This is a genomic window from Allorhizocola rhizosphaerae (assembly GCF_003426775.1).
In the GTDB taxonomy this organism is placed as follows: Bacteria; Actinomycetota; Actinomycetes; order Mycobacteriales; family Micromonosporaceae; genus Allorhizocola; species Allorhizocola rhizosphaerae.
In genome coordinates this window covers 25,830-41,192 of record NZ_QJUG01000060.1, presented here as the reverse complement: position 1 = coordinate 41,192, position 15,363 = coordinate 25,830, and the positions used below count along the sequence as shown (strand labels likewise).

Sequence of the window (15,363 nt, the reverse complement as noted above, 5' to 3'; positions counted from 1 at the left end):
GTCAACGCCGACGCCGCGCGGGCCGCGTTCGAGGCGATGGCCGACACGTGGCGGCAACGCTATCCAGCCGTGGTTCGGTTGTGGGACAACGCCTGGGCCGAGTTCATCCCGTTCCTGGACTACGACCTGGAGATACGGCGAATGATGGCGCTCTTCGAAAATCCCCAGTTGCGCTGAGCTAAGCGCCCCACTTTGGGTGACCTTGCGGGCGGTCCCGTGCGGGCTGCTTGGCGAGGCTCGTTGTCTCGTTCCGGCCGTGTGTGGCGGTGGGGTGAGGCGAAAGGGTTTCGGGTTGCTGTCGTGGGAGGCTGATGTGGAGATTCATGCGCTTCGGGCGCAGGGCTGGACGATCTCGGCGATCGCCCGGCATGTGAATGCAGACCGGAAAACCGTTCGCGCTTACTTGAACGGCACTCGGGTTCCGGGGGTGCGGCAGCGCAGCGTGCCGGACGAGTTCGCGCCGTTCGTGGAGTACTGCCGGGTGCGGCTGGCCGACGACCCGCATTTGTGGGCGGTCACGTTGCATGATGAGATTCGGGAGCTGGGCTATCCGGGTGGCTATTCGACGTTCACCCGGGCGGTGCGGGAGCTCAAGCTGCGCCCGCATTGCGAGCCGTGCGCGGCGGCGAAGGGCCGCGACCATGCGATCATCGCTCATCCGGCGGGTGAGGAAACGCAGTGGGACTGGTTGGAGCTACCCGATCCGCCTGCGGCGTGGGGCGTTGGTCAGCATGCGCATCTGTTGGTGGGTGCCCTGTCGCATTCGGGTAAGTGGCGTGGTGTGCTCGCCGATGCCGAGGACCTGCCGCACCTGGTGGAGGCGCTCGATGCAGTGGTGCGCCGCTTGGGTGGGCTGACGCGGCGGTGGCGTTTCGACCGGATGGCCACGGTGTGCTCGCCGACCTCGGGGCGGCTGACGGCGGCGTTCGCTGCGGTGGCCAAGTATTACGGCGTGGCGGTGGATGTGTGCCCGCCGCGGCATGGCAACCGTAAGGGTGTGGTGGAGAAGGCCAATCACTCTGCGGCGCAACGCTGGTGGCGCACGCTGCCCGATGGCATCAGCGTCGAGGCGGCGCAGTCCGGTTTGGACAAACGGGCCGTGTTGATGGATGAGCGGCGCCGTACCCGCGACGGGGTGAAGGTGAGCGTGGCCGAGTTGGCCGCCGGTGAGCGGCTGCGGCCACCGCCGGCGGCACCGTATCCGGCGCAGCTGGAGGTGGTCCGGGTGGTGTCGGCGCAGGCGTTGGTGTCGTTGCGCGGCAACCAGTACTCGGTGCCGCCGGGCATGACCGGCACCCGTGTGGTGGTGCGCCTGCGGCTCGGCGCCGACCGTATCCAGATCGCCACCGTCGGCGGCGCTGTGGTCGCCGAGCATCAGCGAGCCGCCGACGGGGCGGGCAGCATCGTCCGGGCCGAGCATCATGTGATCGCGTTGGAAACCGCTGTGCTCAAAGCGTTCTCCGACGGCAGGCCGTGCAAGCACAAGACCCGCCGCCCGCCATCGCAGGCGGCGCAGGCCGAGGCGGCCCGGCTGCGCGGGATGCCTGACAGCGACCCGGCTGCCCGGGTGGTCATCGACCTGGCCGCCTACGCCGCCGTGGCGGCCCGCCTCAACCAAAGCCCACCGTCGCCCACCGACGGCCAAGCCATCAACGACAAGCGCAACGACAAGGAGAGGGCATGAACACAGCCATCGACACTGGCACTGACACCGAGCACACCTTCACCCCGTGCGCCGACGCCGTCGGCGACGGGCAACCCGGCCCGCTGGTACCCGTGAGCGCGGATACCGTCTACGGCGCGATCGAGGTCCTGCTGCGATTCGACGAGTTCTTCCGCCGTCACCGCGGCGACCACCGCAGCGGCACGGTGCACGCCCAGCTGCGGGCCTTCTGCGCCGGGCTGGGCTGGCACCCGGTCAGCGGCGCGGATGTGTTGCTTGACCAGCTGGGGCTCTACGCCTGGTCGCTGCAACACGCCATCCAGGCCGCCGAGGCCGCCGGGATCGCCCCGCCAGTCCGCCACCCCGACACCACCATCGATTCAACTAACAAGGAGATTGCATGACCGCAACGACCACGGCGCCGGCGATGAGCGAAGCCCGCCGCTACCAGCAACTACGCGCTCACCTGTCCTATCTGAAGCTCGATGACGCCGCCGAGGCCTTGCCGCGGGTCCTGGATGCGGCGCGAATCGACCGGCTCTCGTTGACCGCGGCGCTGGAACGGCTGCTGGAAGTGGAGGTTGAAGCTGTCGAGGCCCGCCGCCTGGCCGGCCGGATGCGGTTTTCCTGCCTGCCCGAACCGTGGACGCTGGGCGACTTCGACTTCGCCGCCCAACCCGGCGTCGACGAGAAACTCGTCCGCGACCTTGCCACCATGCGTTTCCTCGACGACGCCGCCAACATTCTGTTCGTCGGCCCGCCCGGCGTCGGCAAGACCATGCTGTCCATCGCGCTCGCGCGGGCCGCGGTCGAGTCCGGGCACCGTGTCTACTTCATCACCGCCGCCGACCTGGCCGCCAAATGTCACAAGGCCGCGCTGGAAGGACGGTGGAACACCATCATGCGGTTCTTCGCCGGACCCCGCCTCCTGGTGATCGACGAACTGGGGTATCTGCCGTTGCCCGAAGGCGGCGCCAACGCCCTGTTCCAGGTGATCAACCAACGCTATCTGCGGTCCTCGACGATCCTGACCACCAACGTCGGGATCGCCGACTGGGCAACGGCTTTCGGCAATGCCACAGTGGCCGCCGCCATGCTCGACCGGCTACTGCACCGCGCCACCGTCGTGGGCATCGACGGCCCGTCCTACCGGCTACGCGCCCACCAACGCCACGCCGACACCATCCGCGCAGCCGCTCGAGCAGCCGCCTGACCAGAAACGGAGCATCCACAATGGACACCAACGAAACCGTTGGCAGTATTCGCACCTGCGCCGCCTGCCACACACCCCTGCCCGCGGGCTCGCGCCGCACCTACTGCAGCGCGGTCTGCAAAAGCGCGGCCTGGAAACGCGAGCACCGCGACGACACCGATCGCCAGCCCGTCCCGCGCAAAACATCCGCTGCCGCACCGGCGATGACGCTGCGCGATTGCCCGCACTGCGGTGAACCCGTCGCCATCGTCGCGCTGCTGACCACACCACAGGTCGCCAGGCTCGACACGCCGTTCGACCTCCGATAACTACCGAACTACACCGATAGAATCAACCCGCCCAAAGTGGGGAATTTCAGCGAGCAACTCTGAGGACGATTCCAGAGCCCTATCAGTGTTTGTTGCGGGCGTCGTCGCCTTGGTGGTGGCCTTGATGAGGAAGCGTTAGGCCGGTTCGCACTCCAGCCGGTATACGTCCACCTTGGACTGCACGAGCGGGCCAGTGGATTCGTTGCGTGCGAAGGCTGGCTATCTTCGCGGTTGATCGGGAAACACTGGCATCCCGTGATGGGCGGGACGACGTTGAGCAGCGCTGTCCGGTCCGTTGGGGCGACGGCGAGGCGGGCTATTTCGTTGTAGTGGCTTGTCCGAAGAGTCGGCTGTCATGGTTAAGTCGGCCGCGCTGAATATGAGTGTTGCCCCGTGTGCCCTCCCGGGGGTCCGCCTTGCTGGCATCGGCGAGCATCTTCTGATGGACCACATCGGACAGGCGGTGTTTCAGGCAGCGCATCGTTTCCATCGCTGTCTTGCCGGCCGCCGGCTTGCGTCTGAAGTAGGCACGGCCTTACGTGACGTAGGCCGGAAGCTGAAAACATCCTTGAGTGTTTCAGCCGTGCCCGAACCAACATTGGTCAGCACGAGCAGGGCGCGCAGGAGCGCGGTTGTGTCACGCGCGTGCAGGCGGAGCTTGGTGATGATGCGCCAGTCTTCAGGTGTGCGAACGCGTGCTCGCAGACCGCGCGTAGGCAGCCGATCAGGTTCGATGAACTCGGTGGCCGCGTCGCGCAAACGTCGGCCGACCGCATGGGACCGGGACAGACGCTCACCTGTAGGCCACGGGCCTGCGACGACTCGATAGTCGACAGGAAGTCTCTGTCGCCGGCGGCCGGTCGGCGTCACGTCCTTGGTCATCAGGCCGACCCCGGGCCCGGGAGGAGGTCGACGTCGTCGGCGTGCATCGGCTCTCCGCAATGACTGCAGCGCGGGTCGACGTGGCCGATCTGCCCGCACGTATGGTGGCGGTACAGGACCGGAGGCCCAGCCTCGCCAGCGAGCCAGCGGTCACCCCACCGCGCCATCACCATGAGCATCTCGACGAGGTCGGCGCCCTTGGCGGTGAGGTGGTACTCGTAGCGGGGGCGGGCGTCGTAGGGCAGCCGCTGGAGCACACCCTGTTCGACCAGGTGGTTGAGCCGTTCGGTGAGTACCTTGCGGGAAATCCCGAGGTCGGCCTGGATATGGTCGAAGCGGCTCACCCCGGCCCACACGTCGCGCAGGATCAGCGGTGACCAGGGCTCGCCGATCACGTCCAAGGTACGCGCGATGGAACACGCCATCTCCCCGAACCGCGTTCGCTGCATGGCAGCAATCTAGCAAGTGGGGTTCCCTTAGGGAACCTAGAGTGGTACTTTCCTCAGAGTCTCTTAAAGAAACCTCGAAAGGGATCCGATGACATTCATCAGGCGCTTCGACCACGTCGGCATCACCGTCGCCGACCTTGACGCCGTGACGGCATTCTTCGTCAGCCTCGGTTTGGAGGCCGATCGGAAGATGGCCGTCGAAGGCGAGTTCCTGGACACGGTGATCGGCATGACCGACGCCCGCACCGAGATCGTCATGCTGCGACCGCCCGGCGGAGGTACGACGCTGGAGCTCTCGAGCTTCACGCGGCCGGACCACCTCCCGGGTTCGCCTGCCGCGCCGGCCAACGAGCTGGGCCTGCGCAACGTCGCCTTCGAGGTGCACGACCTCCACGCCGCGGTAGACCAGGCCGCAGCCGACGGCTACGGCCTGGTGGGAGGCATCGGCGAATACGAGGGGGTGTGGCGGATGGCCTACGTCCGCGGGCCCGAAGGAATCATCGTCTCGTTGGCCGAGCGCATCGACAAGTAGGGAGACCTCATGAGCACGATCGTGACTGACGAACAGATTCGGGCTCTGGCCGCGACCGCAAGCCCTACAGACTGGCGCTCCTTCAGTCAGGGCCGGCGCGGACCATGGACGGCGCGGACGCAATCGAACTCGAACACCAGCGACGCATGGTGTTTCTGCGCGCTGAGGGGGTGATCGCGATCCTGTGCCCCGGTCACCTCCGACACCGTGGCCGGCGTCGCGATCATGTCCGTGCCGGCCGAGGAAGCCGCGGAGATCATGGCCGGAGACCCTACGTGCGAGCCGGGATGACGCGCTGTGAGGTTCACCCGTGCCACGGCTTCCTCGGAGACGCCCTCCCCGCATTAACGATCCCGGCCAGGGCAATCAGCACCGAGGTCAAAGGTTTTACTGTGCAGCCGCGCAGGTGGATTGTGGAGCGGACCCTGGCCAGATTGTTCACGCACCGCCGGCTGGTACACGACTGGAAACGGCTACCGGCACCCACGAGGCGATGGTCTACATCGCCATGATCATGCTGATGTCCAAACGACTCGCCCACACCCGAACTCACTGAGTTCTCAAACGGCGTATCAATGGAGTAGCAATTGGCCGTTTTCCGCGGACGGCGTAGCAACTGACCTCCTGAGCGCGGATTCTGATCCAGCGGCATGGGCGATTTCTCTCAGCCATATCGGCAGGCACACACCGCCCCTGGCTCGATAGGGTGCCGTGATGACAACGCGGCAGCAGCGACGAGTTTTCGGTGAGGTGGCGGACGCCTACGACGAGGTGCGGCCCGGCTATCCGGTGGAGATCGCCAGGCGGGTAGCCGCATATCTCGGCCACACACCAGCTCGTATCGTGGAATCCGGCGCCGGCACCGGCAAGGGCACCGCGGTGCTGCGCACCTTTGCCGCCCCGCTGACCTGTGTCGAGCCCGATCCGGCTATGGCGGCAGTGCTGCGCAGACGCTTCGCAGGCGACGATCTCGTGGAGGTGTTCCTCGGCTCGTTCGAGAATTGGACCCCGCCACCTGGCGGGGTCGAGCTGCTGGCCAGCGCACAGGCCTGGCACTGGGTCGACCCGACCAGACGCAACCAGCTCGCCTATGACGCGCTCGCCCCTGCAGGAGCACTCGCCATCTTCGGCCACCACTACGGCTTCGCCGAAGGCCCGTTCCTCGACGAGATGGACGCGATCTACGACGAGATCGCCCCCGAGATTGCCGACCCGCCGGACAAGAGACTCGATCGCGCCAGGTCGTTCCACCACGACGAGATCGCCGAGTCCGGGCTGTTCGCCGATGTCGAGACGCAGCATCTGGAAACCATCGTGCACTTCGACACGCAGCGCTATCTCACACTGTTGTCAACTTTCTCGGGGCATCGCATGCTGCCCGAGGACAAGCGGGTGCCGCTGCACAACGCCCTCGCCGACCTCATCGACAGGCATGGCGGCGTGCTCGAACACCGGATTACCACCAGCCTATGGCTGGCCCGCAAGCCCAGGCCCTAAACCTTGGATTGCTAGACACCTGCGGGCGGCCCTGCCCAAATCAGCGACCAACAAACGCGGATGCCCTGGTCACAGCGTTAGCGTTGACACGCGAACGGCGGAACCTACAGCCGACGGTGAAACCGTGGTGGATTGCCCTCGAAACTGTCGGCGCGGGCACGGGTGTTCGCCACCGGCCGGGGCCGCAAGACCAACCCCGTCGATGCCCACTTGACCGCGGTGGCTGCGTTACGCACCAAAGGATTACGGCAGGTCGTCGCAGACGACACCGCGATGGCGTTGCGGCTACTGGTCGATCGCCGCAGCACCTTGGGCCGGACCCGCACCGAGCTGATCAACCGCCTGCACGGCCTGCTTCTGGAGCTGGTACCCGGCAGCGCCAAAAAGTTTCTGTCCGCACCACAAGCACGTGCCTTGCCGACCACGGTACGACCGCGTGACATCGCCGGACGTACCCGACGCCAGCTGGCCTGCGAGCTCATCACCGAGCTTGTGCGCTCGCCGCTCCAACTCCTTAAGCACGACACCGGCCATGCCGCGCTTGTCACGCGATGAGCCCACGGCGACCGCCATGAAGCTCAGGCTTGTGGGCTCGATGCCTGCTTCTCGGCCTTCCACCGCACGGATCAACGTGTCGTCGTAGCCGGACGGCAGGTCGTCGATGGTGCCATCCCAAGCCATCGGCACTGCCCATCCGCCGGCGACGACAGCGCCCTCGTCGAGCACCATGATGTCGTATCGTGCGAAGTACTCCTCGACCCGGCCCATGTATCTTTTCGGCACATCGTCGTGGAAAATGAACTCCGGCCAGCGTTCTCGGAACACGACGGCCGCCGCCTCGTGCAGCTCAGGCCGATCGGTACGAGTCACGATCTCCACGCCGGCAAAATATCGGCGTCGCCACGTGGGCGCAACGCCATTGTCTCGGGCAACCTCATGTGCTCAACTCGGCTGCCCACCGGAAAGTGTTGGTGTGGCTCTCATTTAGCATGCGTCCTGCTGGTCACCGCGGCGTGGAGAGGCTCACGGCCGCGCCCGGCCGCGCCGCGGGCGCGACGATCGCAACGCCGCCAGTGAGGAAGGTTCTACGGGACAACCGGCTCATCCGGAATGGACCCTCCGTGGTTGCGGGACAAGGGGTTAAGAACGCAACCAGTCTGGGCAGAGGCCCATGCGCGGGCATCCCGTATTCGCGCCATCTGCAAGGCGCGCACTCATGCGTCAATGTTCGATCAGGCGAAGCCCCACGATGCCGATGGTGATCATTGCGAGGAAGGACAGTCTGAGTGCGGACACTTCCTCGCCCAGAAGCAGGATTCCCACGGTGGCAACGCCGACCGCGCCGATGCCGACCCACACCGCGTAGGCGGTGCCGACCGGCAGGCTCTTCAGCGCGAACGAGAGCAGGGCGAAGCTGATCCACGCGGTGGTGATGCCGATGATGCTCGGCCATAGCCGGGTGAAGCCGTCGGCGTTCTTCAACGAGATCGCCCACACGATTTCGAGCAGCCCAGCGGTGATCAGAATCAACCACGCTACAGTCACGGTCTTCGCCCTCGCTCTTGTCTTTTCCGGATCGCCCTCACCCGGCTCACCCCGTTGGCGGGGTGGTGGGGGCCCGGTGCCGATGGATTGCATTGCCAGCTCCTCGCCCAGCTCTCCACCACGGCCGGTCAGGCCGTAACCCCGCCGTCCACGGCGATCGAGGTGCCGGTGATGTTGCGTCCGCCCGGGCCGGCCAGGTGTGCCACCATGGCCGCGACGTCCTCGGGCATCGCATAGCGACCGAGCGCGATGAACGGGAGTTCGTCTGCCGCCGCCTCGCCGTTGGCCGGATTCATATCGGTGTCGGTGGAACCGGGGTGCACGACGTTGGCCGTGATGCCGCGTGGCCCGAGGTCGCGGGCGAGGCCCTTGGTGAAGCCGATCAGCGCCGACTTGCTCATCGAATAGAGGGCGACACCGGCATAGGGCACGCGCTCGGCGAGGCTGCTGCCGATGTTGATCACCCGGCCACCGTCGGCCATGTGCTGCACGGCCGCCTGCGTGGCGACGAAGGTCGCCTTGGTGTGCACCGCGAGGGTGCGCTCCAGCTCATCGAGCGTCACCTGCTCCACCGGGCCGAACGGGAAGATGCCGGCGTTGTTGACGAGGATGTCGAGGCGGCCAAACTCTTGGGCGCACTGGTCGACCGCACGCGCCACCGCTGTCATGTCGGCGTTGTCGGCGGCGATGGCCATGCCCTTGCCGCCGGCAGCCTTGATTTGCATGACGACGTCGTTGGCCTTCTCCACGGACTGGAGATAGGTGATCGCGACGTCGGCGCCCTCCTGAGCCAGTCGCTTGGCGATGGCCGCACCGATGCCCCGGCTGCCGCCCGTCACGAGCGCCGCCTTTCCGGCGAGTTGCTTCACGGCTCCCCCATTTCTGTATCGATCGCTACAATAATATTAGCGTAGACAGGAATTGTTGGTCAAGGTAAAAATGTGCTAAGCGCTACAGAAATCTGGAGGCCATGGTGAGTCGGGGGCGGCCCCGCACGTTCGATCGGACCGAGGCGTTGCGGCGGGCGATGGACCTTTTCTGGGAGCAGGGCTACGAGAGCACGTCCATCAGCGAGCTGGCCGCCGCCATGGGGATCAACTCACCGAGCCTCTACGCCGCCTTCGGTTCGAAGGAGGCACTGTTCCGCGAGGCGATCGCGTTCTACGACGAGACCGAGAGCGACGCCACCATGACGGCGCTGCGCGCGTCGACCGCGCGCGCGTCGATGGAGGCGTTGCTGCGCAACAACCTCGTGGCATACACCGACCCCGGCAAGCCGCGGGGGTGCATGATCGTCCTGGCCGCCAACCTCGGCAAGAGTCAAAACGAGGAAATCCGCCACTACGTCGCCCGTTACCGGCGCAACACCATCGAGCTGATTCGGCAGCGGCTGCGCCGCGGCATCGAAGAAGGCGACGTGCCGCCCGGCACCGACATCGAGACCATCAGCGCGTTCTTCGCGACCGTGCTGCACGGCCTGTCGATCCAGGCCAACGACGGGGCCTCCCGCGAGGAACTGCACCAGGTGGCCGACGCCGCCATGGCCGCGTGGGATCGCATGGTGCACCGCGACGCCCCGGCCGCCGCTGTCGAAACCGCCACCGACCGATGATGGTCGGGCCGGGCGCTCAGGGCACGGTGGTGCACCGGCCGAAGGCTCTCCACGGACACGCGCAAAATGGCTCAGTCGCGCGATTCTGGCCGGCCCGACCGCGGCCTGGCGCCACACCTATGGACATCCGTGAATTCCAGAGACGGGTGACGGACCGGGTCATCCACCGGGACGACCCGGCTACGAGGGACTGCGGGACCAGCTCGTCTGGAATGGACGCAAGCCGGACCGTAGACCGGACACCATCGTCCTGGTGCCCGAAGGCATGTAGTACCTCGCCGGCACCGCGTGGTCCGATTCACCCGCAGAGGTCCTGCTGCGCACTTGCGACCTGTGCCTGCACGCGCCATCGCGCCACTCGTTCGCGACCGTGTGGTTCTCGACCGGCGATGCTCAGTCTTGTCACGCGTGGCCATCTTGCGGCCATCGGCCTGAGCATCAGCCTTCGTCTCCTATGTCTTAGCTATGCGCGATGCCTTTTTCGCGGCGGTTTGGATTATGGGTCGACGGCGAGACCGACCTTCAGGTCGTCCGCCGGTCACAGTTCCTGGATCAGCCGCAGGGTGTAGGCGTGTTCGAAGCGGGCACCGATGCGGTCCCACGCGGCGAGGGATGTGTTGAGTGCGTCCGCGTCGTGGTCGAACCGGCCGCGGGCTCGGGTGAGGCAGGCGATCGCCCAGTCGTTCTCGGTGGCCGTGGCCGACGCCGCCGCGAGCCGGTCGGCAGCGTCGGGCAGTCCACTCGCGACAGCCAGCTCTGCTCCGGCGGCGTGGGCGAACGCGCGGTGCCAGTCCTGGAGCGGGAAGTCGGCAAAGGCGCGCTCAGTCAGCACGCCGGCGTTGTTCGTCTGTCCAGTGTGGAGGGCCACCCGGGCGTCGACGAACGCAGCGTACGCGTCCAGGTACCGGAACCGGGCGTCGCCGGCGACCTGCTTGGCCCTGGCTCGCCACAGATGGAACGCGTCGTCGTCGCCGAGGAGACCGTGAGCCAGCGCAACCGACGCGACCGCCGGTGAGAGCCACGCGAGCGGGCTTCTGGCCCGCTCGCAGACGTCCCAGAGGGCCCGACCGTTGCGCACGGCCTCGTTCATGTCGCCCAGCAGTACCAGCGCCGGCAGCAGGGCGCTCAAGGCGACGGCCGACTGCCCGCCGACGAGATCGTCGGCCGCGGCCAGCCTGGCCACGGACAGCGCGGTGAACGGGTCGCCGACGGTGACCGCGCAGGTGGCGGCCATGTGGTACGTATCGGTGATCTCGGGTGCCGGGTACGGGTCGTCGCGGGACATGTCGTCGAGCAGGGCCATCCGCTCGGTGGCGACGCGGTGCGCTTGCCGGAACTGGCCGGCGGCCAGTGCCGCGATGCCGATCGCGTCGAGGCCCGCGCTGATCAGCACCGGGTCGCCGGTGGCGCGGGCGGTGGCCACCGCGGCCGTTATCAGGCCGGGGTCGGGGGTGACCTTCGCTCCGTGGGCGTTCCACGCGTGCGCGGCGGCGAGGTGGGCGGCCACGAACCGATCCTGGTGGTCGCCGATGGCCGTGGCCCGGTCGAGCAGGGCGCGCAGCCGCTCGTGGGGCACCTCATCGGTGAACCCGGCGGGGTGCCGGTTGGCTGTGGTGACGGCGAAGGCGAGCGTGATCGCCTCGGCGTTGGCGTCCCCGGCCAGCCGCGCCTGCTCGGCCGAGGCGAGTAGCAGGTCGAAGGCCCGGCCCGTGTCGATGAAGGCATGCGCGCTGTCGGAGGCGCTGCGCAGGTCCCGTGCCGCCTCCTGCGGGGTGCGCGCCCGCCTGGCGGCTTCCTCGTAGTGGCCAGGGGCTTCGTGCAGGAACCGGCGGGCGTAGGTCAGGTGCCCCAACGAACGGGCCAGCTGGTGCGGGACGACCTCGGAGCCGGGAGCGGCGGTGGCGAGGGCCGCGCGCAAGTCGTCGACGATCGCGTCGAAGTCACCCCGCCACTGGCCGTCCAGCCTGCCCTCCAGCTCAGCGCCGGCCGCTGCCGCCCACCGCAGGTGCCGCTGCTGGACCTCGGCCCGCTCACCGCTCGCGTCGAGTTGTTCCGCGGCGAACGCCCGCACCGTCTCCAGCAGCCGCCACCTACTCCGCGTGCCCCCCTGATGCATGACGAGGCTCTTGTCGACGAGTCTGCCGAGCACATCGGCGACCGCGCCGCTGGTCCGCCCGGGCACCACCGCGGCGACCGCGGTCAGGTCGAACCCGCTGACGAAGACCGACAGGCGGCGGAACAGTTCCCGTTCGTCGTCCGCCAGCAGGTCGTGGCTCCAGCTGAGCACCGCGCGCACCGACCGGTGCCGCTCGACCGATCCCCTGCCGCCGGTCAGCACCCGCAGGCTGTCGTCGAGGGCGGCGAGCAGCCCGTCGGCGCCGAGCGACGCGCTGCGCGCGGCCGCGAGCTCGATCGCCAGCGGCAGGCCATCCAGCCGGCCGCAGAGTTCGGCGACCAGGGCCGGGTCGGCCGCGAAGTCGGGATCAGCGGCGGTGGCCCGGTCGAGGAACAGCCGCTCGGCGTCGGAGGCCAGTGGCAGCGGCTCGACCGGCACCGTCCGCTCTCCCGGCACGCCGGTCCGCTCCCGGCTGGTGACCAGCACCGTCACGTCGGGACAGGTCGACAGCAGCCGCTCGACGAACCCGGCCGCGGCGTCGATGACGTGTTCGCAGTTGTCCAGGACCAGCAGTGACCGGCCGCGGCCGAGCCGCTGGGCAATGCTGTCCGCCAGGGTCTGACCCGGCCGTTCCGTCACGCCGATGTTGGCGGCCACCGCCCGTTCGACGAACCCGTCGCGCACCGGCACCAGGTCGACGAACGCGCCGCCCAGCGGAAACGACGGCCCCACCGCCTCGGCCACCACCGCCGCCAGGCGGGTCTTGCCGATCCCGCCCGGGCCGAGCAGCGTCACCAGCCGGGTGTCCGCGAGCAGGCCGATGACAAGGTCGCGCTCGCGGGACCGTCCGACAAACGTCGTGCGCGAGGTCGGCAGGCCGGCCAGGTGACCGGGTGGGGGCGCGCCGAGCTGTGCCTGCTCGGCGAGGTCCCACCGGTCGGTGGCGCCGTATTTGCGCAGCAGGGATGACACGTGGCTCTCGACCGTGCGTACGGAGATGTGCAGCCGGTTGGCGATCTGAGCGTTGGACAGGCGTGCGCCAACCGCCGCGAGCACCTCTGCCTCGCGCTCGGAGACCTCGACCGGATGCACAACGACAGTGTGACCGATCCGAGGTCGGTCCGGGTCAGTCAGTGGTGGCTCCGTACTGCCACGGATGTGTGCCCATCGTGTCCCGTAGGACGCTGTCCTGGCGAGCAAGAACCGAGGCTAGGTGGAGGCGATCGGACATGAGGCGAGCAGTCGCATCGGTCGACATGTCGCTCGACGGGGTGATCGAACACCCGGAACGGTGGATGTTCGACCACCACGACAGCCAGGCCGCCGCGTACGCCCACCAGCAGCTCCTGGCAAGCGACGCGCTCGTCATGGGCCGCCGGACCTACGAGACCCTCGCCGGGGCGTGGTCGGCCGCTCCCACCGGCTCGGACGTGGCAACGCGAATGAACACGATGCCCAAGTACGTCGTGTCGTCCACCCTGGACAGGGTCGAGTGGCCCAACACGACGATCATCAGCGGTGACCTCCCCGGCGAGGTGTCGAAGCTGATGCGGGCCGGCCAGAACCTCCTGATGTACGGATTCGGCCCGGTCGCGCAGACGCTGATGTACCACGACCTGCTCGACGAGCTGCGGATCTGGCTGCACCCGGTACTGGTCGGCAGCGGAAACCTGCGCGACCTGCTCTTCCGGGACGGCAGCACAGCGAAGCTGCGCCTTGTGCAGACCAGGACGTTCTCCTCGGGTCTCGTCGTTCTCGCCTACCAGCCGATCGCCGGGTCGGCTGCCTGATGCCGCGGTACCGGCTGGTCAAGCCTTAACGGCGAGCGTCGCCGGCGATGGCGAGCGCGCACTCATGCACAGTTCCTGAACCATGAATCCGCTTAAGGAGTAGACGTGACGATTCACAGTGATGTACGAGAGATCGGTGCCGGAACGCGCCGGCGCAATCGGGCTTTCGCGGTGGTGGGGGCCGTCGTGGCGGCGGTCCTGGTATGGGTGGTGGGCGAACCGTTGCTCGGCTACGACATGATCATCAAGGCCGAGGGACAGGAGCCGCAGGACCTCGGGGCGAGCGCGATTGTCATGTTCTCGCTGTTCTTCTCCCTGCTGGGCTGGGCGCTGCTGGCCCTGCTGGAGCGCGTGGCCCCCCGCGCCCGTCTGGTCTGGACGGTCGTGGCGCTGGTGTTCCTGGCCGTGTCGTTCTTCCCGCTGTTCACCATCGAGGCGTCGGGAGGGACCAAGGTCGTACTCGCTCTCGCGCACGTCGCGGTCGCCGCGGTGCTCATACCGGTGTTCCGGGCGACCTCAAGGAACGCCGGCAGGTAGGGTGCCGGAGAATGGTACGCGAGATCGTGGGCGCCGCTATTCCGGCGGGACAGGAATCGTTCGGTGACGTTGGTTCGCGTTACACCGGAACATCGCGACCAGAACCCGAACACCCTCACCGCGGCCAAACGCGAACAAATCTTCAACGTGCGCCGCCGCCCGGTCACCGGCCAGTGACGCAAACCGGCCGAAGTACCAGACGCCCAACTGTCTTGGTCCGGTCGCAACCGTCTCGACAAGCGGTTGCATACCACAAACGGAAGGAATCCCATGCTAAAGCAAATCGCAGAAGGTGTACTGATCCACCAGAGCGCACTACTTCAGAACAACACCGTTGTCGTGCAAGGCCGGGCCGGCGTGTTGCTCATCGACGCCGGAATAACAGGCGGCGAAATGGCCTGCCTCGCCAATGACCTGTCCGAGTTGGGCCAGCCCGTCGTGGCAGGCTTCTCGACGCACCCTGATTGGGATCATGTGCTCTGGCACGACGCGCTCGGCGAAGGGCCTCGTTACGGTACAGCCCGCTGTGCGGCTGATATGCGAGATCTGCGGTCAAAGGCGGGCTGGAAGGCCCGAGCCGCCGAGGGGCTGCCAGAGGAAATCGCCGAGGAGATACCGCTGGACCTCTTCGGCCTCATTGCCGGTCTGCCCGCCGGAACGGCATACGTTCCGTGGGATGGTCCTAAGGTCCGGATTATCGAGCATCCGGCACATTCCCCGGGCCATGCGGCGCTGTTGATCGAGGAACGCGGGGTTCTCGTTGCCGGCGACATGCTCTCTGATGTCTTCGTCCCGATGCTCGACAACTTGAACAGCACCAACGACCCGATCGAGGAATACCTCACTGGGCTGCAGTTGCTCGAGAACGTGGCTGATAACGCCAATGTCGTCATTCCCGGCCACGGTTCCGCCGGCGAAGCTGATGAACTGCGCACACGGATCGAGCTGGACCGCGCGTACGTGCAGGCGCTGCGTGATGGCGGTGTTTCCAGCGACCCGCGGATCGGCCCGTCGGCTAAGCCTGGCTGGGAATGGGTGAGCGACATACACGCAGGACAGGTGCAGCAGTTCGCCAAGAAGAAAGAGCAGGACAACGAATGAACGACACCGGGCCGCAGACTGCGCAGGCCAAGGTGCTCTGGCACTTCCGATGTCATTGGACGGTTTCGTTGCGGGCCCGCACCACGAGATGGGCTGGATGACTGGGACGAACCGTCCC

The 15,363-nt window shown here is 67.3% G+C and carries 16 protein-coding genes and 2 pseudogenes; 12 read left to right on the top strand and 6 right to left on the bottom strand.

Annotated elements, in window-relative coordinates; translation table 11 throughout:
* From DM816_RS15305 to DM816_RS15285, 5 genes and pseudogenes are all read left to right on the top strand, one after another.
* Nucleotides 1–147: pseudogene (locus tag DM816_RS15305) on the top strand (transposase); the annotation flags it as partial.
* A 124-nt stretch (nucleotides 148–271) separates the two neighbouring features.
* A complete protein-coding gene (locus DM816_RS15300) occupies nucleotides 272–1,684 on the top strand; it encodes a Mu transposase domain-containing protein (protein ID WP_211588705.1) in 1,413 nt (470 codons plus the stop codon).
* The gene (locus tag DM816_RS15295) at nucleotides 1,681–2,067 is read left to right on the top strand and encodes a hypothetical protein (RefSeq protein WP_117210902.1); all 387 of its coding nucleotides are present in this window, start codon (nucleotides 1,681–1,683) and stop codon (nucleotides 2,065–2,067) included. Before DM816_RS15300 ends, DM816_RS15295 begins: the two co-directional genes overlap by 4 nt.
* Nucleotides 2,064–2,876, top strand: a complete 813-nt coding sequence (gene istB / locus DM816_RS15290) for an IS21-like element helper ATPase IstB (RefSeq protein ID WP_162907498.1) — start codon at nucleotides 2,064–2,066, stop codon at nucleotides 2,874–2,876. The genes DM816_RS15295 and istB overlap by 4 nt, the downstream gene beginning before the upstream one ends.
* 20 nt (nucleotides 2,877–2,896) lie before the next feature.
* On the top strand, nucleotides 2,897–3,184 hold the full coding sequence (locus DM816_RS15285; RefSeq protein ID WP_117210901.1) for a zinc finger MYND domain-containing protein: 288 nt from the start codon (nucleotides 2,897–2,899) through the stop codon (nucleotides 3,182–3,184).
* Nucleotides 3,185–4,065: 881 nt separating this feature from the next.
* Here the strand turns inward: DM816_RS15285 and DM816_RS15280 are convergent.
* Nucleotides 4,066–4,515, bottom strand: a complete 450-nt coding sequence (locus DM816_RS15280; RefSeq protein WP_117210900.1) for a winged helix-turn-helix transcriptional regulator — start codon at nucleotides 4,513–4,515, stop codon at nucleotides 4,066–4,068.
* Between the two features lie 88 nt (nucleotides 4,516–4,603).
* Between DM816_RS15280 and DM816_RS15275 the strand changes: the two genes are divergently transcribed.
* Nucleotides 4,604–5,047 (top strand): VOC family protein, encoded by a 444-nt coding sequence (locus tag DM816_RS15275; RefSeq protein WP_117210899.1) that lies wholly within the window; start codon nucleotides 4,604–4,606, stop codon nucleotides 5,045–5,047.
* Nucleotides 5,048–5,133: 86 nt separating this feature from the next.
* Here DM816_RS15275 and DM816_RS42575 read toward each other — a convergent pair whose 3' ends face one another.
* A complete protein-coding gene (locus DM816_RS42575; protein ID WP_162907497.1) occupies nucleotides 5,134–5,307 on the bottom strand; it encodes a hypothetical protein in 174 nt (57 codons plus the stop codon).
* A 454-nt stretch (nucleotides 5,308–5,761) separates the two neighbouring features.
* Here DM816_RS42575 and DM816_RS15265 point away from each other — a divergent pair, with 454 nt between their 5' ends.
* Both DM816_RS15265 and DM816_RS45505 read left to right on the top strand, forming a co-directional pair.
* Nucleotides 5,762–6,544, top strand: coding sequence for a class I SAM-dependent methyltransferase (locus tag DM816_RS15265; protein WP_117210898.1), 783 nt, complete (start codon nucleotides 5,762–5,764; stop codon nucleotides 6,542–6,544).
* Nucleotides 6,545–6,706: 162 nt separating this feature from the next.
* Nucleotides 6,707–6,856: pseudogene (locus tag DM816_RS45505) on the top strand (IS110 family RNA-guided transposase); the annotation flags it as partial.
* Here DM816_RS45505 and DM816_RS15255 read toward each other — a convergent pair.
* From DM816_RS15255 to DM816_RS15245, 3 genes are all read right to left on the bottom strand, one after another.
* Nucleotides 6,830–7,423: a hypothetical protein gene (locus tag DM816_RS15255; RefSeq protein ID WP_246001952.1), complete on the bottom strand. Its 594-nt coding sequence runs from the start codon at nucleotides 7,421–7,423 to the stop codon at nucleotides 6,830–6,832. The pseudogene DM816_RS45505 and the gene DM816_RS15255 sit on opposite strands and share 27 nt — an antisense overlap.
* A gap of 342 nt (nucleotides 7,424–7,765) precedes the next feature.
* Nucleotides 7,766–8,089, bottom strand: coding sequence for a DMT family transporter (locus tag DM816_RS15250; RefSeq protein ID WP_246001951.1), 324 nt, complete (start codon nucleotides 8,087–8,089; stop codon nucleotides 7,766–7,768).
* Nucleotides 8,090–8,217: 128 nt separating this feature from the next.
* Entirely contained in the window at nucleotides 8,218–8,958 is a 741-nt protein-coding gene (locus tag DM816_RS15245) for an SDR family NAD(P)-dependent oxidoreductase (protein WP_117210896.1), read from the bottom strand.
* 101 nt (nucleotides 8,959–9,059) lie between these two features.
* Here DM816_RS15245 and DM816_RS15240 point away from each other — a divergent pair, with 101 nt between their 5' ends.
* On the top strand, nucleotides 9,060–9,701 hold the full coding sequence (locus DM816_RS15240) for a TetR/AcrR family transcriptional regulator (protein WP_117210895.1): 642 nt from the start codon (nucleotides 9,060–9,062) through the stop codon (nucleotides 9,699–9,701).
* Nucleotides 9,702–10,239: 538 nt separating this feature from the next.
* Here DM816_RS15240 and DM816_RS15235 read toward each other — a convergent pair.
* A complete protein-coding gene (locus tag DM816_RS15235; protein WP_162907496.1) occupies nucleotides 10,240–12,909 on the bottom strand; it encodes an ATP-binding protein in 2,670 nt (889 codons plus the stop codon).
* Between the two features lie 137 nt (nucleotides 12,910–13,046).
* Here DM816_RS15235 and DM816_RS15230 point away from each other — a divergent pair, with 137 nt between their 5' ends.
* From DM816_RS15230 to DM816_RS15220, 3 genes are all read left to right on the top strand, one after another.
* Nucleotides 13,047–13,607, top strand: a complete 561-nt coding sequence (locus DM816_RS15230) for a dihydrofolate reductase family protein (RefSeq protein WP_162907495.1) — start codon at nucleotides 13,047–13,049, stop codon at nucleotides 13,605–13,607.
* Nucleotides 13,608–13,712: 105 nt separating this feature from the next.
* Nucleotides 13,713–14,144 carry a DUF6069 family protein gene (locus DM816_RS44450; RefSeq protein ID WP_117210893.1) on the top strand — a complete coding sequence of 144 codons (432 nt, stop codon included), beginning with the start codon at nucleotides 13,713–13,715 and terminating at the stop codon, nucleotides 14,142–14,144.
* 270 nt (nucleotides 14,145–14,414) lie between these two features.
* The gene (locus tag DM816_RS15220) at nucleotides 14,415–15,245 is read left to right on the top strand and encodes an MBL fold metallo-hydrolase (RefSeq protein WP_117210892.1); all 831 of its coding nucleotides are present in this window, start codon (nucleotides 14,415–14,417) and stop codon (nucleotides 15,243–15,245) included.
* Nucleotides 15,246–15,363 lie beyond the last annotated feature (118 nt).

Bases quoted from the DNA above. Each gene is read 5' to 3' on its own strand.
- DM816_RS15220 (WP_117210892.1), top strand. From the start codon at position 14,415: ATGCTAAAGCAAATCGCAGAAGGTGTACTGATCCACCAGAGCGCACTA.
- DM816_RS15230 (WP_162907495.1), top strand. From the start codon at position 13,047: ATGAGGCGAGCAGTCGCATCGGTCGACATGTCGCTCGACGGGGTGATC.
- DM816_RS15280 (WP_117210900.1), bottom strand. From the start codon at position 4,515: ATGCAGCGAACGCGGTTCGGGGAGATGGCGTGTTCCATCGCGCGTACC.
- DM816_RS15295 (WP_117210902.1), top strand. From the start codon at position 1,681: ATGAACACAGCCATCGACACTGGCACTGACACCGAGCACACCTTCACC.
- DM816_RS42575 (WP_162907497.1), bottom strand. From the start codon at position 5,307: ATGATCTCCGCGGCTTCCTCGGCCGGCACGGACATGATCGCGACGCCG.
- DM816_RS15240 (WP_117210895.1), top strand. From the start codon at position 9,060: ATGGTGAGTCGGGGGCGGCCCCGCACGTTCGATCGGACCGAGGCGTTG.
- istB (WP_162907498.1), top strand. From the start codon at position 2,064: ATGACCGCAACGACCACGGCGCCGGCGATGAGCGAAGCCCGCCGCTAC.
- DM816_RS15265 (WP_117210898.1), top strand. From the start codon at position 5,762: ATGACAACGCGGCAGCAGCGACGAGTTTTCGGTGAGGTGGCGGACGCC.
- DM816_RS15275 (WP_117210899.1), top strand. From the start codon at position 4,604: ATGACATTCATCAGGCGCTTCGACCACGTCGGCATCACCGTCGCCGAC.
- DM816_RS15285 (WP_117210901.1), top strand. From the start codon at position 2,897: ATGGACACCAACGAAACCGTTGGCAGTATTCGCACCTGCGCCGCCTGC.